General features: G+C 74.1%; 24 protein-coding genes. 6 read left to right on the forward strand and 18 right to left on the reverse strand.

Annotated features, from left to right (window positions below):
• Positions 1–19: 19 nt before the first annotated feature.
• From T328_RS32925 to T328_RS32950, 6 genes are all read right to left on the reverse strand, one after another.
• Positions 20–1,474 carry a penicillin-binding transpeptidase domain-containing protein gene (locus tag T328_RS32925; protein WP_496499910.1) on the reverse strand — a complete coding sequence of 485 codons (1,455 nt, stop codon included), beginning with the start codon at positions 1,472–1,474 and terminating at the stop codon, positions 20–22.
• On the reverse strand, positions 1,471–3,063 hold the full coding sequence (locus T328_RS32930; RefSeq protein ID WP_496499911.1) for an FtsW/RodA/SpoVE family cell cycle protein: 1,593 nt from the start codon (positions 3,061–3,063) through the stop codon (positions 1,471–1,473). The genes T328_RS32925 and T328_RS32930 overlap by 4 nt, the downstream gene beginning before the upstream one ends.
• Before the next feature lie 117 nt (positions 3,064–3,180).
• Positions 3,181–4,014 (reverse strand): phosphotransferase enzyme family protein, encoded by an 834-nt coding sequence (locus tag T328_RS32935; protein ID WP_496499912.1) that lies wholly within the window; start codon positions 4,012–4,014, stop codon positions 3,181–3,183.
• Between the two features lie 126 nt (positions 4,015–4,140).
• The gene (locus T328_RS32940; RefSeq protein WP_496499913.1) at positions 4,141–4,845 is read right to left on the reverse strand and encodes a type 1 glutamine amidotransferase; all 705 of its coding nucleotides are present in this window, start codon (positions 4,843–4,845) and stop codon (positions 4,141–4,143) included.
• Positions 4,846–4,864: 19 nt separating this feature from the next.
• Positions 4,865–5,191 carry a DUF6191 domain-containing protein gene (locus T328_RS32945; protein ID WP_496499914.1) on the reverse strand — a complete coding sequence of 109 codons (327 nt, stop codon included), beginning with the start codon at positions 5,189–5,191 and terminating at the stop codon, positions 4,865–4,867.
• 68 nt (positions 5,192–5,259) lie between these two features.
• Positions 5,260–6,225: an SDR family NAD(P)-dependent oxidoreductase gene (locus T328_RS32950; RefSeq protein ID WP_496499915.1), complete on the reverse strand. Its 966-nt coding sequence runs from the start codon at positions 6,223–6,225 to the stop codon at positions 5,260–5,262.
• 130 nt (positions 6,226–6,355) lie between these two features.
• Between T328_RS32950 and T328_RS32955 the strand changes: the two genes are divergently transcribed.
• Both T328_RS32955 and T328_RS32960 read left to right on the forward strand, forming a co-directional pair.
• Positions 6,356–7,291, forward strand: coding sequence for a LysR family transcriptional regulator (locus tag T328_RS32955; RefSeq protein WP_496499916.1), 936 nt, complete (start codon positions 6,356–6,358; stop codon positions 7,289–7,291).
• An 85-nt stretch (positions 7,292–7,376) separates the two neighbouring features.
• Positions 7,377–7,940: a GNAT family N-acetyltransferase gene (locus T328_RS32960; RefSeq protein WP_496499917.1), complete on the forward strand. Its 564-nt coding sequence runs from the start codon at positions 7,377–7,379 to the stop codon at positions 7,938–7,940.
• Between the two features lie 29 nt (positions 7,941–7,969).
• Here the strand turns inward: T328_RS32960 and T328_RS32965 are convergent, their stop codons facing one another.
• The 3 genes from T328_RS32965 to T328_RS32975 all read right to left on the reverse strand — a co-directional run bounded on the left by T328_RS32965 (position 7,970) and on the right by T328_RS32975 (position 11,656).
• Positions 7,970–10,330, reverse strand: a complete 2,361-nt coding sequence (locus T328_RS32965; RefSeq protein ID WP_496499918.1) for an ATP-binding protein — start codon at positions 10,328–10,330, stop codon at positions 7,970–7,972.
• Positions 10,331–10,466: 136 nt separating this feature from the next.
• Positions 10,467–10,736 carry a hypothetical protein gene (locus tag T328_RS32970; RefSeq protein ID WP_496499919.1) on the reverse strand — a complete coding sequence of 90 codons (270 nt, stop codon included), beginning with the start codon at positions 10,734–10,736 and terminating at the stop codon, positions 10,467–10,469.
• A 179-nt stretch (positions 10,737–10,915) separates the two neighbouring features.
• A complete protein-coding gene (locus T328_RS32975; protein ID WP_496499920.1) occupies positions 10,916–11,656 on the reverse strand; it encodes a VOC family protein in 741 nt (246 codons plus the stop codon).
• Between the two features lie 73 nt (positions 11,657–11,729).
• Here T328_RS32975 and T328_RS32980 point away from each other — a divergent pair, with 73 nt between their 5' ends.
• Complete coding sequence (locus T328_RS32980; protein WP_496499921.1) at positions 11,730–12,023, forward strand: DUF8825 domain-containing protein; 294 nt, start codon at positions 11,730–11,732, stop codon at positions 12,021–12,023.
• Positions 12,024–12,152: 129 nt separating this feature from the next.
• Here the strand turns inward: T328_RS32980 and T328_RS32985 are convergent, their stop codons facing one another.
• The 5 genes from T328_RS32985 to T328_RS33005 form a co-directional block, all read right to left on the reverse strand.
• A complete protein-coding gene (locus T328_RS32985; protein WP_496499922.1) occupies positions 12,153–13,796 on the reverse strand; it encodes an MFS transporter in 1,644 nt (547 codons plus the stop codon).
• A gap of 140 nt (positions 13,797–13,936) precedes the next feature.
• Positions 13,937–14,788: a PhzF family phenazine biosynthesis isomerase gene (locus T328_RS32990; RefSeq protein WP_496499923.1), complete on the reverse strand. Its 852-nt coding sequence runs from the start codon at positions 14,786–14,788 to the stop codon at positions 13,937–13,939.
• Between the two features lie 61 nt (positions 14,789–14,849).
• Positions 14,850–15,803, reverse strand: a complete 954-nt coding sequence (locus T328_RS32995; protein ID WP_496499924.1) for a sigma-70 family RNA polymerase sigma factor — start codon at positions 15,801–15,803, stop codon at positions 14,850–14,852.
• Between the two features lie 10 nt (positions 15,804–15,813).
• Positions 15,814–17,049 carry an NAD(P)/FAD-dependent oxidoreductase gene (locus T328_RS33000; RefSeq protein WP_496499925.1) on the reverse strand — a complete coding sequence of 412 codons (1,236 nt, stop codon included), beginning with the start codon at positions 17,047–17,049 and terminating at the stop codon, positions 15,814–15,816.
• Between the two features lie 144 nt (positions 17,050–17,193).
• Positions 17,194–17,595 (reverse strand): RNA-binding S4 domain-containing protein, encoded by a 402-nt coding sequence (locus T328_RS33005; protein WP_496499926.1) that lies wholly within the window; start codon positions 17,593–17,595, stop codon positions 17,194–17,196.
• Between the two features lie 63 nt (positions 17,596–17,658).
• On the opposite strand from T328_RS33005, the gene T328_RS33010 reads away from it, so the two are divergent.
• Positions 17,659–18,582 (forward strand): NADP-dependent oxidoreductase, encoded by a 924-nt coding sequence (locus T328_RS33010; RefSeq protein ID WP_496499927.1) that lies wholly within the window; start codon positions 17,659–17,661, stop codon positions 18,580–18,582.
• 186 nt (positions 18,583–18,768) lie between these two features.
• Here T328_RS33010 and T328_RS33015 read toward each other — a convergent pair whose 3' ends face one another.
• The 4 genes from T328_RS33015 to T328_RS33030 form a co-directional block, all read right to left on the reverse strand.
• Complete coding sequence (locus T328_RS33015) at positions 18,769–20,322, reverse strand: sodium:solute symporter family protein (RefSeq protein ID WP_496499928.1); 1,554 nt, start codon at positions 20,320–20,322, stop codon at positions 18,769–18,771.
• A gap of 67 nt (positions 20,323–20,389) precedes the next feature.
• On the reverse strand, positions 20,390–20,656 hold the full coding sequence (locus tag T328_RS33020) for a hypothetical protein (RefSeq protein ID WP_496499929.1): 267 nt from the start codon (positions 20,654–20,656) through the stop codon (positions 20,390–20,392).
• A complete protein-coding gene (locus tag T328_RS33025; RefSeq protein ID WP_496499930.1) occupies positions 20,653–21,582 on the reverse strand; it encodes a 5-dehydro-4-deoxyglucarate dehydratase in 930 nt (309 codons plus the stop codon). The genes T328_RS33020 and T328_RS33025 overlap by 4 nt, the downstream gene beginning before the upstream one ends.
• A gap of 135 nt (positions 21,583–21,717) precedes the next feature.
• Positions 21,718–22,563 carry an NAD-dependent epimerase/dehydratase family protein gene (locus tag T328_RS33030; protein WP_496499931.1) on the reverse strand — a complete coding sequence of 282 codons (846 nt, stop codon included), beginning with the start codon at positions 22,561–22,563 and terminating at the stop codon, positions 21,718–21,720.
• 139 nt (positions 22,564–22,702) lie between these two features.
• On the opposite strand from T328_RS33030, the gene T328_RS33035 reads away from it, so the two are divergent.
• Entirely contained in the window at positions 22,703–23,923 is a 1,221-nt protein-coding gene (locus tag T328_RS33035) for a hypothetical protein (RefSeq protein ID WP_496499932.1), read from the forward strand.
• Between the two features lie 82 nt (positions 23,924–24,005).
• Positions 24,006–24,734, forward strand: coding sequence for a DUF2625 domain-containing protein (locus T328_RS33040; protein WP_496499933.1), 729 nt, complete (start codon positions 24,006–24,008; stop codon positions 24,732–24,734).
• Positions 24,735–24,912: the final 178 nt, after the last annotated feature.

Here is a 24,912-nt window from a genome sequence, read left to right on the forward strand (position 1 = left end):
GAAGGCTGGGCGGGCGGCGTCAGCGCAGCGCCGCCCGCATGACCCCGCGGGCGATCGGGGCCGCGCTGCCGCCGCCGCTGATGTCCGCGCGGTCCGCGTCCGCGTCCTCGACGACCACCGCCACCGCCACCTCCGGCACCGCAGTGCCCGGCCGCTGCGCCCAGGAGATGAACCAGGCGTACGGGCTCTCCGAGTTGTCCACCCCGTGCTGCGCCGTGCCCGTCTTGCCGCCGACCGTCACGCCGTCGATCGCCGCCAGGCCGCCGGTGCCGTCCGTGACCGCGTCGATCATCATCTGCCGCAGCAGCGCCGCGGTGCCCGGGCTCATCGCCGGCTCCCCGGCCTCCGGCCGCGTCCGCGCCACCGTCCCGCCGTCGGCGTCGGCCAGCCGGTCCACCAGGTGCGGGCGCATCGACCGGCCGCCGCCCGCCACCGTCGCCGCGACCCGGGCCATCTGCAGCGGCGTCGCCCGCGTGTCGTACTGCCCGATGGCGGAGAGCGCGACCTGCGCCGGGTCCATCCGCGTGTCGACGTGGCTCGGCAGCACGGGGGAGGGGATCTCCAGCCCGTCCTCGTTGAAGCCGAACGCCTCCGCGGTCGCCACGATCTGCTCGGTGCCGACCGTCGCGCCGAGCTTCGCGAACACGGTGTTGCAGGACTCCGCGAACGCCTCCCGCAGCGGTGCGTCGGCGCAGCCGCTCGACTCGTTGCGCAGCAGGGTGGTGCTGCCGATGAGGCGGTACGGGCTCGGGGTGCGGGTCGGCGCGTCGATGTCGGTGACGATGCCGGAGTCCAGCGCCGCCGCCGCCGTGATCACCTTGAACGTGGAGCCGGGCGGATACGTCTGCCGGATCGCGCGGTTGAGAAGGGGCTGGGCGGGGTCGGAGGTGAGTCGGTCCCAGGCGAGCGCGGTGGCGGGGGAGTTGCCGGAGAGCAGCGCGGGGTCGTAGCCGGGGCTGCTGACGAGGGCGAGGATGCGGCCGGTGGCGGGTTCGAGCGCGACGACGGCGCCCTTGCGGCCGCGCAGCCCGCGGAACGCGGCTTTCTGGACGGCCGGTACGACGGTGGTGTGTACCTGGCCGCCGGGCTGGCGGCTGCGGGTGAGGTCGCCCCAGAGGGGCAGCGGGGCGAGCCGGGCGTCGGTGCCGGCGAGGATGCGGTCCTCGGCGTCTTCGAGGAGGGTGGCGCCGTAGAGCTGGGAGGCGAAGCCGGTGACGGGGGCGTAGGGGCGGCCCCGGGTGTAGGAGCGCTCGTAGCGCAGGTCCTGGCGGGTGTCGGCGGAGCCGGTGAGGCGGCGGCCGGCGGCGTAGATGTCGCCGCGGGGCTGGGCGTAGCGGTCGAGGGCGTGGCGGCGGTTGGCCGGGTTGGCGTCGTACTCGGGGGCGTTGAGGATCTGGACGCGGGCGGCGCCGAGGAGGAGGACGGAGAAGAGGAGGAGGCTGCAGGCGGCGGCGATGCGGGTGTTGCGGATCACGGGACGCCGCCGTCCGGGGCCGGGGCCGGGGTGTCGTTCGCGTTCGCGTTCGCTACGGGGACGGAGGCGGAGCCGGCGCCGGGTGCGGGGTCACGCCCGGGCGGTGCCGGTGCGGATGCGGGGTCCGGTGCGGGTGTCGGTTCCGTTGCCGTTGCCGTTTCCGTCGCCGTTGCCGTTTCCGTCGCCGTTGCCGGGGTCCCGGCCGGGCGGGGTGCCTCCGGTGGCGTACGTGCCTCGTCGCTGAGCCGTACGAGCAGCGCGACGATCACCCAGTTCGTCACCACCGACGACCCGCCCTGCGCCAGGAACGGCGTGACCATCCCCGTCAGCGGGATCAGCCCCAGCACCCCGCCGGCGATCACCACCACCTGGAGCGTGATGATCGCCGCGAGGCCGGCGGCGAGCAGCGCGCCGAACGGCTCGCCGATGGCGATCGCCGTGCGGTAGCCGCGGGCGACGAAGATCGCGTAGAGCAGGAACAGCGCGGTCAGCCCGGTGATCCCCAGTTCCTCGCCCGCGGTGGCCAGGATGAAGTCCGACTTGCCGGCGAAGCCGATGAGCAGCGAGTGTCCCTGCCCGAGGCCCGCGCCCAGCGCCCCGCCCGCCGCGAACGCGAACAGCGACTGCGCCAGCTGCCCCGGCCCGTGGCCCTCCTCGATCGCCCGAAACGGCGACAGCCAGTCCGCCACCCGCGTGTGCACGTGCGGCTCCAGCGCCCCCACCGCCGCCGCCCCCGCCGCGGCCAGCAGCAGCCCGATGGCCAGCCACCCGGCCCGCCCCGTGGCCACGTACAGCATCGCCACGAACAGGCTGAAGAACAGCAGCGAGGCGCCGATGTCCCGCTCCAGGATCAGCAGGACCAGGCTGACGCCCCAGACCGCGACGATCGGCCCGAGCACCCGCCACGGCGGCAGCAGCAGCCGGCGGATGCGCGGGCCGCTGGTGAAGGTGAGCGCGTGGCGGTTGGCGGCCAGGTACGAGGCGAAGAAGATCGCGAGCAGCACCTTCGCGAACTCGCTGGGTTGGAGGGACAGGCCGCCGATCCGGATCCAGATCCTGGCGCCGTTGACGGGATGGAAGAGGATCGGCGCGGCCATCAGGCACAGCGCGGTGAAGGCGTAGTTCCCGGCGCGGGGGCGCAGGTCGCGGTGGTCGCGCAGGAGGACGAGGACGGCGGCGAAGAGGACGACGCCCAGGGTGGACCAGAGGAGTTGGGTGGGCGCGGCGCGGTCGCCGGGGGTGCCCTGGTCGAGGCGGTGGATGAGGACCAGGCCGAGGCCGTTGAGCAGCAGCGCCACGGGCAGCAGCACGGGATCCGCGCACGGGGCGCGGAGCCGGACGACGACGTGCGCCGCCAGCGCGAGCGCGGCGAGGCCGCCGAGGTGGGTGGTCAGGTCGGCGGGCAGGGCGCCGGAGGTGGCGTGGCCGACGGCGGCGTACCCGTAGGCGATGACGGCGACGGCGCAGGTCAGCAGCCCGAGTTCGGCGCCGCGGCGGCGGGGGCGGGGCACCGGGGGCGGCGGTGTGGCCAGCCGCCGGGCACGGCCCGGCGGGCGGAGGGCCTGGGCCGGGTCGGTGGCGGTGGTCATGCGGGCAACGTAGCAAGCGGTGGGCGTTATGCCGGGTATGTCAGGCGAGGTGGAGGGGGACGGGTTGCGTGAGGTGCCGTTCCGGTGGGGCTCACCGGCGACGGACGTACCCCGGCGTCACATGACCTCGCGTGCTGCTCGGATCTGGCCGAGCCACTCCCTGCCCAGCCGGAGCCCGTCGGGGAGCTGGTCGCCTCGATCCCAGCGCCATGTGGTGATCATCGCCAGCATGAGGATCCGGCAGTCGCGCAGCACGTCTTGATCGACCCCCGGATAGTGCTCGCCGACCTCTTCGGGCGCATGGGCGAGGTCGAATTCGACGGGCCCACGGCAACACGTCTCAAGGTCTATGAACAGCGGCCCGTTCGCCGTGGTGAGCAGGTTGCCCGGGTGCGGCTCGCCGTGCAGCAGCTGCTCGGCGCCGCCGCGCTCGGCCACCGTTCGGCGCAGACTCCGCAACGTGTCGTCGAGCAGCTCCCGGTCCGCGTCGGCGAGCGCCGGAGTGCGGTCGCGGTTGGCCACGAGGTGCTGCGCCTGTTCGACCCGCTCGGTGAAGTGCGGCGCCGGGACGTCGAGCGTGCGCATGCCGGCGTGCAGCCGCTCAAGCGCGTGAGCGTAGTCGGCCGGTGAGACGTCGCGAGGCGTCAGCGGGTCGTAGTAGGTCCACAGCGTGACCACGAAGCCGTCACGTTCATGGACGCGTGGCTCCACACGTGGATCGAGGGCGGCCACGGGGCATCCGGCTTCGGCGAGCCGCTGAGCGAGCTCGACCTCGAACTGCGCGATCTGATCCGCCACAGGTGCCACCCGGGCCAGGACGTCGCACGGCAGCAGCCGCAGTGTGAGCTTGTTCGAGTCCTGGAGAACGATCGCGTCGTCGACCGCCAGGCCGAGTGACGAGGCGGTCGACGTGGCCGCGGCCACCGCACGCGGGACCTCTGACACCTGCATCGTCGCCCGGCCCCTCCCCTCGCTTGAGCACTGTTCCGGCTCTCCCAGCGGCGCAACCCGCGCACCCTACCCCTACCAAGGTGCCGAGGGAGAGCCGCGGTGTCGTGACGGGCAGGGCGCCTGCCCTCAGCCGTGCGCCTTGACCACCTGGGCGAAGCGGTGGGCGACCTGCCGCCAGACCGCTGCCGACTCCGGCTCGTCGCGGTCCGCCTCGGTACGGAGCCGGGCCGGGTCGAAGCCGCCGGCGCGGATGGACTCGTCGCTCCACGCCCGTACGCGGTCGGCGCCGGCCTCCGGGTGGAACTGCACGCCCCACGCGCGGGCGCCGTAGCGGAACGCCTGGTGCGGGCAGCGCTCGCTCTCCGCGAGCCACGCCGCGCCCGGCGGCAGCTCCGTGACGGCGTCGACGTGCCGCTGGACGGCCGTCACGTGCTGCGGGAGCCCGGCGAAGAGCGGGTCGGCCGCCGCCTCCGGGCGCAGTGTGATCCGCGTGCTGCCCAGCTCGGGCTCGCCGTGCGCGGCGGTGACCCGGCCGCCGGCGACGTGGGCGAGGAGCTGGCCGCCCTGGCAGACGCCGAAGACCGGGATCTCCCGCTCCAGCGCCTCGGCGACCAGCTCGCGCACGGCCGCCAGCCACGGCATCGCCACGTCGTCGTCGGGCATGGGGCCGCCGCCGAGCGGGAGGATCGCGGCGTGGCCGAGGCGCCGGGGCAGGGGCGCGCCGGCGTAGGCGTGGACGACGTCGAGGGTGAGACCCTGCTGTTCCAGCCACGCGCCGAAGCGCCGCGGGCCGCCGCCGGGGCCGTTCTGCACCACGAGAACCTTTGTCATGCGTGCGATTCTCCGACGGCTACGGGCGCGCGGCGCCGGCGGCGTCGGCGGGGGTGGTGGCGGGAGGGACCGCGTCGGCCGGTACGGCGTCGGCGGGTTCCGCGTCGGCGGGTTCCGCGTCGGCGGGTTCCGCGTCGCGTACCGCGTCGGCCGGGACCGCGTCCTCCGGCTCCGCGCCCGGCGCCGCCGTCTCGCCGAGAGCGATGACGACCTTGCCCGACGTGAGGTCTATCGGCCCGCGGGACGGGTCGCCAGAGCCGACGTCGTCCACGACCAGCTCCATCCGCTCCCGCTCCCGCCGCGCGTGCGCGGCGCCGGGCGCGAACAGTTCCTCGACGATGTTCATCCCCGCGCCTCCCGCGAGTCGGCTCCTTCCCTCAACGCCGCGGGTCGCCGAACCGTTCCCTCGTTCCCTCAGGCCGTCAGCCAGCCGCCCGACACGTCAACGTCCGTGCCCACGACCGGCGCAGCGGCGGACGAGCCCAGCCACATCATCACCGCGGCCATCTCCTCGGCCCGTACGATGCGCCGGATCGGGTAGTCCTGCGCGATCTCCTCGTACGTCACGCCGAAAGCCTCGGCAGCCCGGCGCAGCATCGGGGTGTCCACCGCCCCCGGCGCGAACGCCGTCACGCGCACGCCCTCCGGCGCGTACTCCAGCGCCGCCACCTTGGTCAGCGACGCCACCGCGTGCTTGCTGGCGTTGTACGGGGAGATGGTCGCGAAGCCGACCTCCGCGGAGATCGACGCGGTGTTGACGACCACGCCGCCGCCCTGCGCGAGCATCTGCGGGATCTCGTACTTCATACAGAGGAACGTCCCGGCGGCATTGGTGCGCCACACGTCTTCCATGTCGGCGAGCGTCTGCTCGTGCAGCGGCGCCGCGCGCGGGCTCTCGATGCCCGCGTTGTTGTACGCGACGTCGATGCGCCCGTACCGCCGCACGCAGCCGCGCACGAAGTCCCGTACCTGCTCCTCGTGGCGCACGTCGGTGCGCATGTACGTGGCCTCCCCGCCCGCGCGGCGGATGTCCGCCTCGATCTCGCGGCCGAGGTGGGCCCGCCGCCCGCAGAAGAAGACCCGGGCGCCGCGGCCGGCCAGCGCGCGGGCGGCGGCCTCGCCCATGCCGGAGGTGGCGCCGGTGACGAGTGCCACCTTGCCGTCGAACTCGTCGTCACCGGCGCGCTGTCCGCGGCCGGCGGCCGGCGCCGCGGCCCGCGCGGTACCGGCCCCCGCGGCTCCGGCGGCGAGTCCCGCGGCCAGGCCGGCGGTGCCGGTCCGGAGCAGGGCGCGTCTGGAGGCGGCGCGGCCGGACGCGGCGGCTGCGGTGCCGGATGTGGTGTCGGCTGCGGTACCGGATGTGGTGTCGGGTGCGGTCATGGGTGGGCTCCTCTCCGCGGTGCGGGCGGGGCCGCGTGGCCGTGCCCGCACCGGCCGGTGTTCCGGTCGGGATCCACCGAAACACCGGACTTCGGGGCGGGTCCAATGCCTGCACCCATACGCTTCGGGCATGGACGTGCGGCGGATGACCGGGGGCGCGGCCCCGGATGTGGACACGCGCGTGCTGCGCTACTTCCTCGCCGTCGCCGAGCAGCTGAGCTTCACCACCGCCGCCCGCGAGCTGTACGTCACCCAGCCCTCGCTGAGCCGGCAGATCCGCCGGCTGGAGGAGGACCTGGGCGCCGACCTGTTCGAACGCACCGGGCGCGAGGTGAGGTTGACCGCGGCCGGCGAGGCGCTGGTGCCGGCGGCGCGCCGGATCGCCGGCGACTGGGCGCGGGCCGTGCGCGAGGTCCGCACGGCCGCGGCTGCCGCCCGCAACGTGCTGCGGCTCGGCTTCGTCGCCACCGGCGCGGGGCCGCTGGGCCTCAGGGCGCGGGCGGCCTTCGCCGCGCGGCGGCCCCAGGCGGTGCTGGAGCTGAAGCGGTTCGACTGGGGCGGTGAGGCCGAGGGCCTGCGCCGGGGGCTCGCGGACGTGGCGTTCGTCTGGCTGCCCGCCGACCTGACGGGGCTGCGTGCGCGCACCGTCGCCACCGAGCGCCGCTGGGTCGCGCTCCCGCGCGCGCACCGGCTGGCCGCGCAGCCGGACGTGGGCATCGCGGACCTGGCCGACCAGCGACTGATGTGGACGCGCAGGGCGCCGCGGGCGTGGGTCGACTGGTGGGCGGTCAACCCGCGGCCCGACGGCTCGGAGCCGCTGTGGGGGCCGGAGAACGACAACGTCGAGGAGATGCTGGAGCACGTGGCGACGGGCGGAGCGGTGTGTCTCGCGGCGGAGTCGATGACCACGTACTACGCGCACCCGGAGCTGGTCTGGCGGCCGGTGCGCGACATCGAGCCGCTGCGGATCGCGGTGGCGTGGCCGCGGGAGCGGACGAGCCCGCCGGTGGCGGACTTCCTGGCGGCGGTACGGGAGTGCGTGCGCGACCCGGAGGCGTACGCGTAAGACCTCAGCCCGCCCGCGCCCCCCTGTGCAAGAAGGGCCGGATCACACCTGGACCCCTTGCGTGCCACCTCACCACCATGACCCCATGGCATCCCCCTGGGTCGGCAGCCGGGTACGCCTGCGCGCCGTGGAGCCGGGCGACTGGACAGCGCTCAGGCGCTTCTACGAGGACCACGACTACGAGCGGTCGATGAACATGCTGGAACCGCCCCGGCCCGCCGAGGAGTTCCGCGCTCTCGCGACCCGGCCGACCGGCACCGCGGCGGACGGCGGATCGTTCCAGCTGGCGATCGAGGCACTCGACACCGAGGAGATGGTCGGTACGGTCACCGTCCACAGCACGGACTCACGTGCGGGGCGGTTCGGCTTCGGCGTCGCGCTCGGTGCCGACCACCGGCGCCGTGGCTATGCCACGGAAGCCGGGCGGATCCTCCTGGGGTTCATGTTCACCGAACGGCGCCAGCACCGCTGTGAGGCGAGGCTCTTCGCGTGCAATCACGCGTCGCTCGCCCTCCTGCGCGGGCTCGGATTCGTCGCGGAAGGCCGCCTGCGGGACTTCGCGTTTATCTCCGGTCGGTACCGCGATCTCCTGGTGATGAGCCTGCTCGAAGACGAGTTCGCCGCGATGCACGCCACCCAAGGAGACTGACGCTCACCGCGGCCGGCCCGCGGTCCGGCTCAGCCCTGGCCCCCGAGTCGCGCCCTGATGCCGTCGCGCAGCGCGACCGTCCGCTCGTCGTCGTAGTCGGCGAGCAGAGCGAGGGACGTCTCCCAATGGTGGCGTGCCCGGTCCGGATCGCGTTCCCGGACCGCCGCGGCCAGGCCGCTGAGGGCGAGGGCCTCGTGCCAGGAGTCGCCGGTCTCGTGGAAACGAGAGGCGGCCTGGCGGTGGAACGCCGCCGCCTCGTCGTCGCGTTCGAGCGCCCGGTAGGTCTCACCGGTGCGGTGCCAGGCGAGCGCTTCACGGTTGCGGTCGCCGACACGGCGCTGGAGGACCACCGACCGGTGGTAGGTGGCCAGGGCCTCGCCGAACAGCCCGTTGGCCTGCTGGGCGGCTCCCAGGACCAGCAGGCGAAGGCCCTCCGACACGGACTGGCGGCGCTGGACGGCGATGTCCACGGCGCGCTGCGCCGACGCCAGGGCCGCGGCGGGCTGCCCACGCTCACGCTGAATGTTGCTCAGGCTGCGCAGTACGCTTCCCTCGCCGAGTTCGTCTCCCAGGTCCCGGTAGGCGGCGAGGGCTTCTTGAGCGCACTCGTCCGCACGTGCGAGGGATCCCGCCTCGTAGTGAGTGGTGGCGAGGTTGGACAGTTCGACGGCCGTCCATCGGGGCACGCCCAGCTCCCGGAAGAGTTCCAGCGCCTGATCGAAGTGGCTGACGGCGGCGCCGAGTCGCCTCCTGGCCAGAAAGACGAGGCCGAGCGAGTTCAGCGCGGTCGCCTCGCCCGTCCGGTCTCCCAGCTCACGGCGGATGGCGAGAACCTGGCGATGGCATTCCTCCCCTTCCACGAGACGGCTGTTGCGGACGTGCGCCTCGCCCAGGCACCGCAGCATCCATGCCTCGGCGAACCGGTCGTGAAGGGCGCGACTCGACGCCAGCCCGAGGCCGGCCGTCTCGGACCATTCCGCGGTGGGTGTGGAGTGGTTCGAACTGCGCCACTGCACGACGGGAAGCAGCCAGGCGATGTCGTCGAGCCCCGCCCCCGCCGCCGCCCGGGTGGCGGCGTAGATGTTGAGACGCTCGCGTTCGATCCAGTCCACGGCCGCGTCGTGGTCCGTGAAGGACAGGGGGGACGCGCCGTCGTCGGGCGTCGGGACAGGCAGCTCGATCCCGTCGGGACGGACCCACTGCCGCGCCGACTCGGTGGTCAGCAGGTACCACGTCAGCACCCGCCTGAGCGCGGCATCCCGATCGTCCTGTGCCACCTCCGCGTGCGCCTGGTCGGTGGCGTACGCACGCAGCAGATCGTGGAACTCGAACCGGTCGGGAGCGGTCTGCTCCAGCAGATGGACGCCGACGAGGGTGTCGAGAAGCTGCCGGGTCCTGCTCACGGAGTCGGCGGCCAGCACGGAGACCGCCGCGAGGCTGAAATCCGGCCCCGGGTGCAGGCCGAGAAGCCGGAACAGCCGGGCCTCCGGCTCCGGCAGCGCGCGGTAGGACCAGGCGAAGACCGTACGCACGCCATCGACATCCTCGTCGTCTCCCATACTCAGGGCTTGCCACAGCGACGACCTGTCCCGCAAGTCGTCGATCAGATCGCCGAGGCGCAGGTGCGGACGGCTGACCACCCGCTCCGCCGCGACCCGGAGAGCGAGCGGGAGGCTGGCGCAGAGCCGTGCGAGTTCCGTCAGCTCGGGCGGGTCGTCCTCGACGCGACGCCCCGCCGTGGCGGCGCGAAGCAGCGCGACCGCATCGGGCTCGGACAGGGGGCGCACGGTGAGTTGGTACGCGCCGTCGCGTACGGCCAGGCTGCCGAGCCGCCTCCGGCTGGTGACGAGGGTCAGGCAGTCTCCGCCCGCGGACTGCAGGGGGCGGACCTGCGCGGCGGAGGCCGCGTTGTCCAGCACGATCAGCACCCGGCGGCCGACGAGATGGGAGCGGTACAGCGCCCCCGCGGCGTCCGGGTCTGCGGGGATCGCCTGGGCGGGGACGCCGAGGGCGGTGAGCATCCGGTGCAGCACTTCGCCGGGCTGCAGCGGCAGGCCGGGGTCGTAGCCGCGGAGGTTGACGTAGAGCTGCCCGTCCGGGAAGCGTGCCGCGATCCGGTGGGCCCAGCACAGGGCGAGAGTGGTCTTGCCGACACCGGCCGTACCGGCGATGACGATCAGGGGGTGCTCGGGCGGTGCCTCCTCCGTGCTGCCGAGAATGCCGTCCAGTTCCCGCAGCTGCCCGGTCCGGCCGACGAAGACACGGGGTGCGACCGGCAGTTGGCGGGGAACCGGAACTCCGCTATCGGACGATCGGGAGTCCGCCTGATGGAAGTGCACACCGCCGGTCACGTCCCGGGCCTGGAGCACGGCGCCGGCGCTTCCGGACATCTCGGACCTCGTGTTGCCCGAGCGATCGCCCGCGTCCGACGGGTCGTCGTCCCGCGGCGCCTGTCCTGCCGGGGAGTTCACGTCGGCACGTGCCCCTCGGCCGGCGCGCCTGGTCGACGCACCCGACGTTCACGTGTCATGCGTCGGGTATGCCCTGCTTCGCCGACCGGAGGGTGACGCCGGGGATGACGACGAGGCGTTCCCCGGGGGCCAGCCTGACGTCGTCGGGCAGGCGCCGGCGGTATGCCTCGGTCAGGTCCTGCCCGATGACCGCCACGTCGCCGTTGTCCAGAAGCCACATGTCCGGGCAGTGGTCCGGCGCGGAGGAGACGTCGAGTTCCTTGGGGGACTTCCCGGGGCGGCGGGCGAAGCCCGCGGCCGGATCCGCCTTCCAGTCCTGGCTCATGCACTTCCCTCACGCTCGAAGGGTGATGCCTTGAAGGTTGATGGCTTCGAGCGTGAAGGTGTCAAGCGAGCTTGGCCAGGCCGAATCCAGCCTTTTGGGGCTCGTCCGCGGCGACGGACAGCGGGCGCGAGGCTCCGTCCCTTCCGGCGCGCCTCCGGCCGGTGTCTTGCCCTGCCGCGTCACGGCGGGGCCAGGACGCAGAACTCGTGGGCGTCCGGGTCGGTCAGGCACGTCCACGGGACGTCGCCCTGGCCGAGGTCGAGGTCCGTCGCGCCGAGGGCGCGCAGCCGGGCGACCTCCGCCGCCTGGTCGTCGCCGGGGTACGGCAGCAGGTCGAGGTGGACGCGGTCCGGGACGGTCTTCGCGCCGGGGACGCGGAGGAATTCGAGGTACGGGCCCGTGCCCGCGGGGGAGCGCAGCGACGCCTGGGCGGCGGTCGCCTCGTGCACCGTCCAGTCCGTCGCCCCGCCCCAGAACCGGGCCATGGCGCGGGGGTCCGCGCAGTCGACCACGACCGCGGCGACCGGCCCGGCGTCCCGGTAGACCTCCCGCGGCTCCAGCACGCAGAACTCGTTGCCCTCGGGGTCGGCGAGGACCGTCCACGGCACCGCGCCCTGGCCCACGTCGGCGGGCGTCGCGCCGAGCGCACGGAGGCGGGCGACCAGCTCCGCCTGGTGGGCCGCGGAGGTGGTGGCCAGGTCGAGGTGCACGCGGTTCTTCGTCGGGGTCTTGGGTTCCGGGACGGGGACGACGTCGATGCCGAGGACGGCCGGGTCCGGCCAGACGAGACCGCCGGCGGGGCCGACGTAGACGGTCGCGCCGGGCGCGTAGGCGCGCCAGCCGAGCGCCTCCGCCCAGAACCGGCCGACCGCCGGGGCGTCGAGGGCCTTGATGTTCACCTGGACGGGTCGCAGCGCCATGCGGCGATCCTATGCACCCCGGTTGCGCGTCGATGCTCGCTTCTCGAAATCGAACACACGTATGATAGCGAGGGTGAGCGACTACGAGTTTCCGGAGGAGTTGCTGCGGGCGAAGCGGGAGTGGTTCGCCGTCGCGCAGCGGTTGGAGGAGTTCCCACTGCGCCCGTATACGGACAGTGCGGGCGTCGAGCACCGGGCGGACAGCGGTTGGACGCCGGAGCTGGACCGGCAGGAGACGGTGCTGCGCAAGAGGTTCCGCGAGCTGTCCATCGAGATATCGATCCACCCGTTCTGGGAGACGTTGAACGGCGGCGCGGTCGCGGCGCGGATGGCGCTGCGCGAGGCGGCCCGGCGGTCGGGTGGCTGAGGTGCGGGTGGCTGGGGTGCGGGCGGCGCGCCGGGCGGCGGTGATCCGGGTGCGGACAGCGGTCCGGGGCGGGCGGTGGGACCGCCCACCCCGGGGGTGGTTCGACCGGTTACGTGTGCCGGGGCCGGGTCAGCCGCGTACCGGCCCCGGCGTGAGTGACGTGTTCCCGTCGGTCGCGGTCGCGGTGGCGTCCACTGACACCGGCTCGTTCGCCGGCTCGGCCCCCTGCTCGTCCGCTGGCTCCTGCGGTGCCTTGCCCGTGGGCGGGACGTGTTTCAGGAGACGGACCGCCAGGACCGCCACCCCCGCCAGCAGCACCGCCGCGATCACCGCCGCCACGTGCATCCCGCCGACGTACGCCTCCCGCGCCGGCGCCAGCAGCGCGTCCCCCGCCCGGGCCGGCAGGTCCGCCGCCGCCGTCGCCGCGCCGGTGATGCCCTCGCGGGCGCTGTCCGCCGCGGGGCCCGGGGTGCCCGCCGGGACGGCGTCCTCCATCCGGCCGCGGTAGACGAGCGCGCCGATGCTGCCGAGGGCCGCGATGCCCAGCGCGTAGCCGAACTCGCCGCTGGTCTCGTTCAGCGCCGCCGCCGAGCCGGCCTTCTCCGGCGGCGCGGAGCTGACGACCAGGTCGGTGCCGAGCGTCACCAGCGGCCCCGCCCCCAGGTTGATGAGCGCGAACCCGGTGACGACGTACGGCAGCCCGCCGTCGGCGTCGGCGAGCACGAGCAGCAGCAGGCCGGCGACCGAGACGCACAGCCCGCCGCCGATCAGCCGGGCCGGGCGGACCGATCGGGCCGCGACGGGGGCGAAACCGAAGCTGATGCCCGAGGCCGCCACCGCGGGCAGCATCCACAGGCCCGCCTTGAGCGGGGTGAGCCCCTGCACCAGCTGCAGGTACTGCGTGATGAACAGCATCAGTGCGCCCATCAGGAACGTGCCGGCGAACATCCCGCCGAGCGCGGTGCAGAAGGCCCGGTTGCGGAACAGCCGCAGGTCCATCAGCGGGTGCTCCAGCCGCTGCTGGCGGCGTACGAAGACCGTCCCGAACGCCCCGCCCGCCGCGAGCGCGGCCAGCGGCACCGGCGCCCAGCCGTCCTTCGCCAGCTCCTTCAGCGCGTACACCAGCGGCAGCACCGCCGCCAGCGACAGGCCCACGCTGGCCAGGTCCAGCCTGCCGGCCCCGGTGTCGCGGTACTCGGGCAGCACGATCGGGCCCAGGACCAGCAGCAGCACCATCGCGGGCACCCCGAGCAGGAACGCCGAGCCCCACCAGAAGTGCTCCAGCATCGCCCCGCCGACCAGCGGGCCGATCGCCGCGCCGCCCATGAAGCACATGAACCAGATGCCGATGGCCGCCGACCGCTGCCGGGGGTCCCTGAACATGTTGGTGATCAGCGCCAGCGTCGACGGCGCCAGCGTCGCCCCCGCGATGCCGAGCAGCGCCCGGGAGGCGATCAGCATCTCCGGGCCGGTGGAGTACGCGGCGACCACCGAGGCGACGCTGAACGCCGCCGCGCCGGTGAGCAGCAGCCGGCGGCGGCCGATGCGGTCGCCGAGGGTGCCCATCGTGACGAGGAAGCCGGAGAGCATGAAGCCGTAGATGTCCATGATCCACAGCTGCTCGGAGCTGCTCGCGCCCAGGTCGGCGCTGAGGTGCGGGAGGGCGAGCAGCAGGACGAAGACGTCGATGGAGATGAGCAGAACGGGCAGCGCGAGCACCGCGAGCCCGATCCACTCCCGCCGCCCGGCCCGGGTCGCGATGTCGGTAGCCATGGGATGTGCTCCTTGTCGGAAACAACGTCCGGCGCCCCCTTGGGCGCCTCTCACCCGTGCGTCGAGCGGGCGGGACGGATTTCGACACCGGAGCGGAAGAAATCCTCGATGTGACACGTGTCACATGAGACGGTGGCCCCTCAGAGGCGTACCGCCGCGCCCGTGACGTGGACCCGGGGGTCGTCCGCGCGCAGCTCGACCTCCAGCAGCGAGGGGCGGCCCATGTCGTGCCCCTGGTGGAGGGTGAGCCGGGCGCTCGCGGCGGCGAGGCCGAGTTCGCGGGCGTACGCGCCGAAGGCAGCCGCCGCCGCACCGGTGGCCGCGTCCTCCACGACGCCGCCGACCGGGAACGGGTCGCGCACGTGGAAGACGTCGGGGGACTCGCGCCAGACGAGCTGGACGGTGGTGAGGTCCAGCCGCTCCATGAGCGCGCGCAGCCGCTCGAAGTCGTAGTCGAGGTCGGCGAGACGGGCGCGGGTGGCGGCGGCGAGGACGAGGTGGTGCGCGCCGGCGAAGGCGATGCGCGGGGGGAGGGCGGGGTCGAGGTCGGCGGCGGGCCAGCGCAGGGCGGCCAGGGCTTCCGCGACGTCGGCGTCCGCGGCCTCGCGGACGGACGGCTCGACGCTGCTGAGCGTCGCCTTCAGCACGCCGTCCGCCTCGGCCACCGCGACCGGCACCCGGCCGGGCGGGGTGTGCAGGGCGAAGCCGCCGGGGCCGAGCCGCTCGGCGAGCGCGACGGCGGTCGCGACGGTGGCGTGGCCGCAGAAGGGGACCTCGGCGGCGGGGCTGAAGTAGCGGGCGGTGAACGACCGCCCGGCGCCGGCCTCGTCCGCCGGGCCGGGGGTGAGGAAGGCGGTCTCGGAGTAGCCCACCTCGGCCGCGATGGCGGCCATCCGCTCGTCGGTCAGGCCGGCGGCGTCGAGGACGACCCCGGCCCGGTTTCCGCCGGCGGGGTCGGTGGTGAAGGCGGTGTAGCGCAGCACGTCGGTCATGCGGGGTGAACCCGCGAGGCCGTGTTCGATGTTCCCGCAGGTACGCGGCGGTCGGCCCGCGTCACCACTTCGCGACGACCGGCGGGCCCGGTTCGTGCCGCCGCCAGGCATCGGCCAGACGGGTGAGGCGGACGGGGGCGGCGATGCCGCGCACCAGCGCGATCTTTCCGCCGGCGAGGTCGAACGTCACGGCGCCGACGACCTCGTCGCCGACCACGAAGACGAGGGCGGGGGCGCCGTTGAGGAGCGCGTAGTGGACGGCGGGCGTGTCGCCGGCGAACTGCTGTTTCACGCGTGTGGAGGTGAAGCCGGTCCGGGCGATCGCGGCGATGCGCGGCGGGGTGTCGTACCGCAACATCGTCCTCGTCAGGCCGGCGCCGTCGGAGATCGCGGTCGCGTCGTCGGTGAGCAGGGCCACCAGCCGTTCCGTACGGCCCGAGGCGGCGGCGGTGAAGAACTCCTCGACGATCCTGCGGGCGGACGCCGGATCGACCTCGCCGCCGCGGCGCCGCGCGGCGGTGATGCGGCGGCGGGCCCGGCGGAAGTGCTGCTGGCTCGCGGATTCGGTGATGCCGAGGATCCCGGCGATCTCCGCGTGGCCGTAGGAGAACGTCTCGCGCAGGAGATAGACGGCCCGCTCGACGGGTGACAGTCGCTCCATGAGGGTCAGCACGGCCAGGGACACCGATTCGCGCTGCTCGAACGTGTCGGCCGGGCCGAGCATCGGGTCGCCGTCCAGGAGAGGTTCGGGCAGCCAGGCGCCGACGGTGCGTTCGCGACGGGCGTGTGCCGAGCGGAGCCGGTCGAGGCACAGGTTGGTGACGACCCTGGTCAGCCAGGCTTCCGGCACCTCGATCCGGCGCCGGTCGGCGGCCTGCCAGCGCAGGTACGCATCCTGCACGGCGTCCTCGGCGTCGGCGGCTGAGCCCAGCATCCGGTACGCCAGCGAGGCCAGCCGGTTCCGGCTGGCCTCGAACAGCGCGGTGTCGAAGCGATCGGTGGCGGTCCCGTCCACGTGAACGACTCTAGGCGGCGGATGTCGTCCCGTCGGACACCTCCCACGAGGGACCAGGCGCGGCCTCCGGCCCGCCCTCCGGCCCGGCGGCCAGGCGGCGCCTGAGCCTGGGCAGGCCGTAGGCCGGGTGCGCGGTGGCCCACAACGACCCCCAGACGATGCCCGCCTTGACCCGTGCGGCCGTCCGGCCGCCCACGTACCGGGGCCTCGCCCGCGCCTCGTCGTCGACCCACTGCAGGAGCCCGTCCCGCCGCCCGAGGCTGATGTGGTTGAACGTGTAGACCAGCTTGGTGTAGCCGATCCTGCGGCCGGTCAGGCGTCCCACGACGGCGTCGATCGCCTGCCTGCCGGTGTAGCCGGCCGAGCCGCAGGACATCGGCAGCTGCCTGCCGTTGTCGCCGATGGCGCAGACGCTGTCGCCGACTGCGTAGACGTCCGGGTGCGAGACCGACCGCATGGTGCGGTCGACGGCCAGCTGCCCGTTCTCGGTGACCTCCAGCCCGGCGGCGGCGGCGAGCGGGTCGACTACGAACCCCGCCGCCCACACGGTCGCGTCGGACGCCGGGGCGGTGCCGTCGTCGCACCGCACCCGCGTCGCCTCCACGGCTTCCATGCAGGTGTGCTCCAGGACGTCGATGCCCAGCCGTTCGCAGGCCCGGCGCAGGTGGGCGCGGGCGCCGGCGGAGAGCCGGGCGCCCAGCTCGCCGCGGGCGACCAGCGTCACCGACAAGCGGGGCCGGGCCTCGGCGATCTCGGCGGCGGTCTCGATGCCGGTCAGCCCGTCGCCGACGACCGTCACGCGCCCGCCGCCCCGCACGTCCAGACGGTCCAGGCGCTCGCGCAGGCGCAGCGCGGCGGGCCGGGCGGTGACGTGGAAGGCGTGCTCGGCCGCCCCGGGGACGCCGTGGTCGGCGACGCGGCTGCCGAGCGCGTAGACGAGCGTGTCGTAGCCCAGCTCGCCGCCCCCGTCGGCGTCGGCTACGGCGACGATCCGGCTCTCCGGGGCGACGGCCGTGACCCGGGCCACGCGCAGCCTGATCCCCGTGCCCGCGAAGACGTCGGCGAGCCGTGGGGCGGCGATCTCCCCGCCGGCCGCGAGCCGGTGCAGCCGCAGCCGCTGGACGAAGTCCGGCACCGCGTTGACCACGGTGATCTCGGTGTCCGCCGGGGACAGCCGGCGGGCCAGGTTCCCGGCCGTGTAGGCCCCGGCGTAGCCGGCGCCGAGGACGACGATGCGGTGCTTCATGGCTGCTCCTGTCGTTTGCTCGCTCTCGATGACTGAGCGGGGCAGCGGCCCGATTGCTGACAGGAAGTGCACGTGACGTGGGTCACAGGGCTACGGGAGCGGGGGCGCCGCGGTTTGCGGTCGGGTTCGCCGGCGCCGAAGATCCTAGGGCTCGACCCCGCCCCGGTCCTCCGCCCGGCCGCGCAGCCGCTCCATCTCGCGCCGGTCCCGCTTCGTCGGCCGGCCCGTGCCGCGGTCGCGGCGGGCGACCGGGGCGGCCATCTCGCGCGGCGGCGGGGGCGGGCTGTGGTCGGCGTAGCACTCGACGGCGACCGGCGCGCCCACCCGCTTGCGCAGCAGCCGCTTGACCACGACGATCCGGTCCCGCCCGGCCAGGCGCACCCGCACCTCGTCGCCGACCCGCAGCGCCTGCGCCGGCTTCACCCGGTCGCCGTTGACCCGGACGTGCCCCGCCTTGCAGGCGGCAGCCGCCGCGGAGCGGGTCTTGGTGAGCCGTACGGACCAGATCCAGCTGTCGACCCGAACGGTCCCGTCCTCTCCAGCCATGTCACCGACTCTACGGGCCCGCGCGGAGGAATAATCCCCTCGGACCGACCTTGGAAGGGGATCATGAAAGCGATCGTCACGGACGGCTACGGCGGAGCGGACAACCTGCGGCTCCTTGAGGTGCCCAAGCCCAAGGTGGGCCCCGACCAGGTGCTGGTGCGGGTGAAGGCGGCCGGGGTCAACCCCGTCGACTGGAAGGTCGCGGCGGGCGGGCTCGATTCCATGATGCACGTCCACTTTCCCCTCATCCCCGGCTGGGACGCGGCCGGGGTGGTGGAGGAGCTGGGCGCGGACACCCCGGAGTTCGCCGTGGGCGACGAGGTGCTGGGGTACGTGCGCCGCGACGAGGTCGGGCACGGCACGTACGCGGAGTACGTCGCCGCGCCCGTACGGACCCTCACCCGCAAGCCCGCCGAGCTGAGCTGGCAGCAGGCCGCGGCGCTGCCGCTGGCCGGGCTCACGGCGCTGCGCGCCATGGACCGCGTGGGCCTCGGGGGCGGCGAGACGGTGCTCATCCACGGCGGCGCGGGCGGGGTCGGCTCGTTCGGCGTGCAGCTGGCGGCCGGGCGCGGGGCGCGCGTCATCGCCACCGCGAGCGAGCGCAACCACGAGTTCCTGCGCTCGCTGGGCGCCGAGCCCGTGACGTACGGCGACGGCCTGGCCGGCCGGGTGCGGGAGATCGCGCCGGACGGGGTGGACGCGGCACTGGACTTCGCCGGGGGCGGGGCGGTGCACGTCTCGCGCGAGGTGCTGAAGGACGCGGCGCGGTCGGCGTCGGTCGCGGACGGGGACGTGAAGAAGCTCGGCGGGCAGGTCGTGTGGGTACGCCCGGACGCCGAGGGGCTGGCGCTGCTGGCGGCGCTCGTGGCGGCGGGGGAGCTGACGGTGCACGTGGCGGCGGTGCTGCCGCTGGCGGAGGCGGCGGAGGCGTTCCGGCGCAGCGAGTCGGGGCGTACGCGCGGGAAGCTGGTGCTGGACGTGTCGTAGCGGGCCGCCTCCGGCGGGGCGGCGGAGCGCGGCGCGTCGGCGTACGACCGGCGTGTACGTACCGCGTTGCCTCTGCCACCAGCCGCAGCGCCACCGCGCCACCGCGGCTCCGCCCCGTGCGTCGCCCCGCGTGCCCGGGCGGCAACCCCCGCCCCGCACACGGGGGTTGCCGCCCGGGTAGACCGCTCAGCGCGAGCCGACGTCCGCCGTCGCCTCCGGCGGCCGCGTGTCCTTCGACGCCGCCGCGGATTCCGCGCCCTCCGCCGGGCCCTCCGGGTCCGAGCCCAGCGACTCGATCAGCGCGTCCTGCTCCGCCCCGCCCTCGGGCCGGAGCAGCCCGATGCCCACGTACAGCGTCAGCGACGTAAGCAGCGGCAGCCCCACGAGCGCCGCCTGCGAGGTGTCGTCCAGACCCCAGTGCAGCACCGCCCACAGCCCCAGGCCGCCGGCCCACGACACGATCGCGGCCGTCGGCCCGCAGCGCCGGAACCACGGCAGCATGCCCAGCATCAGCGGGATCGAGATCGGCCCCATGGTCGCCGCCACCAGGTCCACGACCACGTCGAGGACGAAGCCCTCACCCCCGGTCGCGATGGCGATGATCATGCTGACCGACACGAACGACACCGTCGTCACCCGGGCGAACGTCAGCTGCGCCCGGTCGGTCAGCCGCCGTACCCGCGGCACCAGCACGGGCGCCATGTCCCGGGTGATGACCGCCGAGATGACGTTGGAGTCCGAGGCGACCATCGCCATCGTGTGGCAGAAGAACCCGGCCAGCACCAGGCCCGTCAGCCCGGCCGGCATCAGCTCCTTGGACAGCTCGATGTACGACTCCTCGCTGTTCTCCAGCCCCGGCACGATCAGCGGCGCGGCGAACATCGGCAGGAAGAGGATGAACGGCCACACCAGCCACAGCCCGCTGGACAGCAGCGCCGAGCGCTTCGCGGCGGAGCCGGACGGCGCGGCCATGTAGCGCTGCGCCAGGTTCCACATGCCGCCGTTGTACTCGAAGGTCTTCACCAGCAGGAACGCCAGCACCAGCGTTGTCGTCACCGGCCCCGTGACCGGGTCGTGGTGGCTGTCCGGCAGGTCGTCCCACATCGTCCACAGCGAGTCGATGCCGCCCAGCTCCGCCATTACCGCCACGAACATCACGACGCCCGCGAGCAGTTGGATGAGGAACTGGCTGAAGTCCGTGAGCACGTCCGCCCACAGCCCGCCGACCGCCATGTACGCCATGGTGGCCACGCCGGTGAAGAGGATCCCCCACTCCAGCGGCACGTCCGCGAACCCCTGCAGCAGCACGGAGATCGCCACCCACTTGGCCGCGATGTCGACGACCTTCAGCAGCGCGCCGCTGTACGCCAGCACCTGCTGGGTCGGCAGGTTGTACCGCTTCGCCAGGTACTCCAGCGGCGAGGCCACGTCGTGCTTCGCCCGCAGCCGCGCCCAGCGGGGCGCGAAGAGGAACGCGCCGACCCCGATGCCGAGGCCGATGGTCAGCGCCCACCACACGTACACCGTCAGCCCGTGGTCGTAGGCGACGGCGGCGAACGCGACGAACATTACCGCGCTGTAGCCGGACATGTGGTGCGAGATGCCGGACAGCCACCACGGTATGCGGCCGCCGGTGGTGAAGAAGTCCTTGACGGTGTGGATGCGGTTCTTCGACCACCAGCCGATGCCTACCATCACGCAGAAGTAGGCACCGACCATGATCCAGTCAGCGATGGCCATAGCGGCTCCTGCACATGTCGGGTGTTGGGGGACGTGGGGGGTGGTGCACGTGCCGCGTGCGCTGCGCTCACCAACGGGCCCGCGCGGGGGAGCAGCCGGGGCGGAAGCGGCGCAGGTACGCGGTGTCGGCGCGGCGCCGAACGCCGCGCGTCTCGTACTGCTCGTACTGCTCGTGCGGTACGGCCGGCGCGTCGCGGTCCAGCTCGACGCCCGGGCCGGGCCCCGGCGGCAGGGGTACGGCGCCGCCGCCGGCGAAGGTGAGGGCCCCGGGGGTGATCACGTTCTGGCCGTCGTCGGTGACGGTGATCTCGCGGATCCGCGGCGCCGGGGTCATCGCGCCGCCCCGGCGATCTCCAGGCCCGCGGAGACGAGCAGCTCCAGCTCCGCCAGGTGCTTGGGGTGCGGGTCCACCAGCGGTGGCCGTACGCCGCCCACATCCCGGCCGCGCAGCCGGACGCCGGCCTTGACCAGCGACACCGCATACCCGGGGACCTCGTTGCGCAACTGCACGAGGGGAATGTAGAAGCCGCTCAGCAGCCGCCGTACGCGCTCGTCGTCGCCCTCGGCGAGCGCGCGGTTGAAGGCGAGCGCCACCTCGGGGACGAAGCAGAAGACCGCGGACGAGTACAGCCGGGCGCCCACGGCCGCGTACGCCCGGACCGAGACCTCGGCGGTGGGCAGGCCGTTGAAGAAGGTGAAGTCCTCGGCCGTCCCGCCCTGTTCGCCGAGGACGGTGTGCACGGCGGGGATGATGCGCTGCATCAGCTCGACGTCGCCGAGACCGTCCTTGAAGCCCGTGACGGCGGGGATCCGGGCGAGTTCGGCGGCGCCCGCGGGGGTGAAGCGGGCGTTGTCGCGCTGGTAGACGACCAGCGGCAGGCCGGTCGCGGCGGCGACCTCGCGCACGTACGCGATGAGCCCCGCCTCCGGCGCGGCCACCAGGTACGGCGGCATCAGCAGCACCCCGTCGGCCCCGGCCTCGGCGGCGGCCCGGGCGCACGCGACGGCGTGCGGCAGCGGGCCGCCGGCGCCGGCGAGCACCGGCACCCGGCCGGCCGCGGCGGCCACGGCGGTACGGACCACGCGGCGGTGCTCGGCGCCGTCGAGGGCGTGGAACTCGCCGGTGCCGCAGGCGGCGAAGACCGCGCCCGCGCCGTGCGCGACGCCGTCGGCGACGTGGGCGGCGAGCACGTCCTCGGGCACCGAACCGCCGCCGTCGAAGGGGGTGATGGGGAAGAAGAGGACGCCGTCGAGCCGCACCGGAACCTCGATTCATGTATCTGAACAAGAGATATGAATCTGAATTCGTGCCGGAAACGTAGAACCGGGGGCGAGGGCCGTCAAGGGGGTGCGCGCGGTTTCGGGCGGCGGCGGTCGCGGCGGCGAACGGCGGTGTCAGTGCGGCCAGATGGGCGGGTCGGTGCAGAACGGGCCGCCCAGGTTCGCCTGGTCCGGCGCGTCCGGGTCGTCGGGCCCCAGCTCGGCGAGCAGCTTGTCCGCGTAACGCTCGGAGTCGTCCTGCGGGTCGTAGCCGAGTGCCCGCGCCGTGCCGAGGTCCCACCACACGCGGGTGTTGGCGGAGCTGCCGTAGACGACGGTGTGGCCGACGTCCGGGGCGGTCAGCGCGGCGTGGAAGAGCCGGGCGCCGTCGGCCGGGCTGAGCCAGAGGGAGAGCATGCGCACGCTGGTCGGCTCGGGGAAGCAGGAGCCGATGCGGACGGAGACGGTCTCGATGCCGTGCCGGTCCCAGTAGAGCTGCGCCAGGTCCTCGCCGAAGCACTTGGACAGGCCGTAGAACGTGTCCGGGCGGTGCGCGGCGCCGACGCCGATCAGCTCGCCGGCGGGGACGCGGCGGGCGTGGCGGGGGCGCGGGTGGTAGCCGACGGCGTGGTTGCTGGAGGCGAAGACGACGCGCGGGACGCCCTCGGCGCGTACGGCCTCGTAGAGGTGGTACGTACCCTCGACGTTGGCCCGCAGCACCTTCTCGAACGTCGACTCCACCGAGATCCCGGCGAGGTGGATGACCGCGTCGACGCCGCGGACCGCCTCGCGCAGCGCTTCGCTGTCGGCGGAGTCGGCGAGGTCGGCGGTGAACACCCGCTCGGGGCCGGGGTCGACGGCGACGCGGTCGAGCAGGCGCAGCTCGTAGCCGTGGGCGGGCAGCAGGCCGCGCATCAGGGTGCCGACGCCGCCGGCGGCGCCGGTGAGCAGGACGGTGCGCGGGGGGTGGTGGGTAGACATCGTGGGTGGCTCCTCGGTGGTTCGGGGGTGTTCGGGCGCGTGGGTCGGGCGGCGGGGACGCGGTCTTGACGGTGCGTCGGGGCGGCTCTAGCGTGCCTGTTCACCAATATGGACGCCGGGCAGAAATGTGTACACCCTGATGATGACACCTCGTGCTTCGGTCTTTCTGTATCCGTGGGACGTCATCGGCGACCCCGCCGCGCCGGGCCGCCTCAAGGAGTTGGGCGTACGGCTGGTGACGCTCGCCGCCGCGTACCACTCCGTCCGCGCCGTGACCCCGCGCCACCCCCGCCACCGCATCGTCACCGCCCGGCACTCCGCCGTGCTCTACCCGCCGGACGAGCGCAGGTGGGCCGGGCAGGCGCTGCGCCCGTACGCCCAGGACTGGGTCGACGCCGCCGACCCCTTCGGCGTGGCGGCGGAGGCGCTGGCCGGGGCGGGGGTGGAGGTGCACAGCTGGGTGGTGCTCGCGCACAACTCCCGCCTGGGCGCCGAACATCCGGACACGTCGGTGGTCAACGCGCACGGCGACCGCTACCCGTGGGCGCCGTGCATCGGCCGCCCCGAGGTGCGCGACTACCTCGTCCGGCTCGCCGCGGAGGCCGCGACCCGGCCGGGCGCGCGGGGGTGCGAGCTGGAGTCCTGCGGGTGGTACGGGCTGGCGCACCTGCACGCGCACGACAAGATCGCCGGGGTGGCGCTGGACGCGGCGGGGCAGTTGCTCATGTCGCTGTGCTTCTGCGACCGCTGCCGCGACGGCTACGCGGCGTACGGCGCGGAACCGGAGGACCTGCGGGCGGCGGTCACGGCGGCGCTGGAGCCGTACTGGGACGGGGCGCAGGCGGCGGACGCGGCGTCGGCGGAGGCGGCGGCGTCGGCGGGGACCTGGGCCCGGATCGCCGGGCTGCTGGGCGCCGAGCGGGCGGCGGCGGTGCTGGGCTGGCGGCGCGCGGCGGCGACCCGGCTGCAGCGCGAGGCGGTCGCGGCGGTACGGGCGGAGGCGCCGGACTCGGCGTTCCGCGTGCTGCTGCACGCCAGCCCGGAGCCGTACGCCTGCGGCGCGAACGCGGGGGTGGACCCGGCGGAGGTGCTGACGTTCGCCGACGGCCTGGTGCTGCCCTGCACCGGAGGCCCCGCGGCCCGCACCGCCGCCCTGGAACCCTGCGTTCCGCACCGCCGCCCGCACACGACGCTGGCCGCGAACCTCACGGTGGTCTCCGGCATGGGCGGCAGCCCGGCGACGCTCGCGGAGGACGCCGCCCACGCGGCGGAACTGGGCGCGGACGAACTGCGCCTGTACCACGGAGGGCTGGCGTCGGCGGCGGACCTGGCGAAGGTGGCGGAGGCGCTGGGGGCCTGAGCGAGACCTCGTGTTGACGGGTGAGTCACAGCACGGGTGCCCGGGCGGGCTGGCGCCCAGCGGGTAATGCGACGATGCCGTGATGCGCGAGCTGTCCGAGTTGATCGACGTAGAAGATCCTGCGTGGCCCTTGCTGCAGCGTGCTCTCGACGCCGGTGCGGCGCAGGTCGACGTGCTGCCCGTCGATGCCGGCCGGGGACGTGCCGCGCTCCTGCAGCTACAGATCACGGCCAGGTCGTACCTTGGCGCGATCGTGTTGCGCACCGGTGGCCTGCTCGTGGACCACGGCTGGCTGCGCGTCTTCGGCAGTCCCGCCGCCGACGATGCCCAGGAACTGCCCAGCCTGGCTCAGGTCAACCGGTTCCCGGCGACACCCGATATGTCCTGGCGGCCGGGCGACGGACTGATCGTGGCCCATGACCTCCTCGGTGGCGTCTTCGCGCTCAACGGCGCGTCCCCCGATGAGGCGGGACGCCCAGGAGAGCCGGGCGAAGTGGTCTACTTTGCGCCGGATTCGTTGCGCTGGGAGGCGCTGGGAGTCGGCCATGGCAAGTGGCTGTCCTGGCTTGTGTCCGGGGCGCTGGAGCAGTTCTACGAGGATCTGCGCTGGCCCGGGTGGCAGGACGAGGTCGAAGGCTTGGCAGGCTCCCAGGGGTTGTCCGTGTTCCCGTCGCTGTGGTCCGCCGAAGCGCGCCGCGACCTGCCTGCCGCCAGTCGCCGCGCAGTCCCCATGGCGGAGCTGCTGGGTCTGAGCCGCGATGCGTCCCGCCAGTTCGACGGGCCGGATCCGGGTTTTCTCGGTGCGGTCTGACCCAGGTCGCCTGTCCCGGAGCCGGTAGCAGATGAGGTGCTGGCGATGCCGACGAAGGCCGAGGAAGTGCTCGGCGTTGCGCTCGTAGCGCCGATGTGGCCGGCGGCAGCCATGACGCGGGGCCGTTGCCGGCCTTAAGCACGACTGCACCGAAGCCCCGGGCGGTAGCCGACGACGA

The sequence above is a fragment of the Streptomyces sp. CNX435 genome, assembly GCF_059570575.1.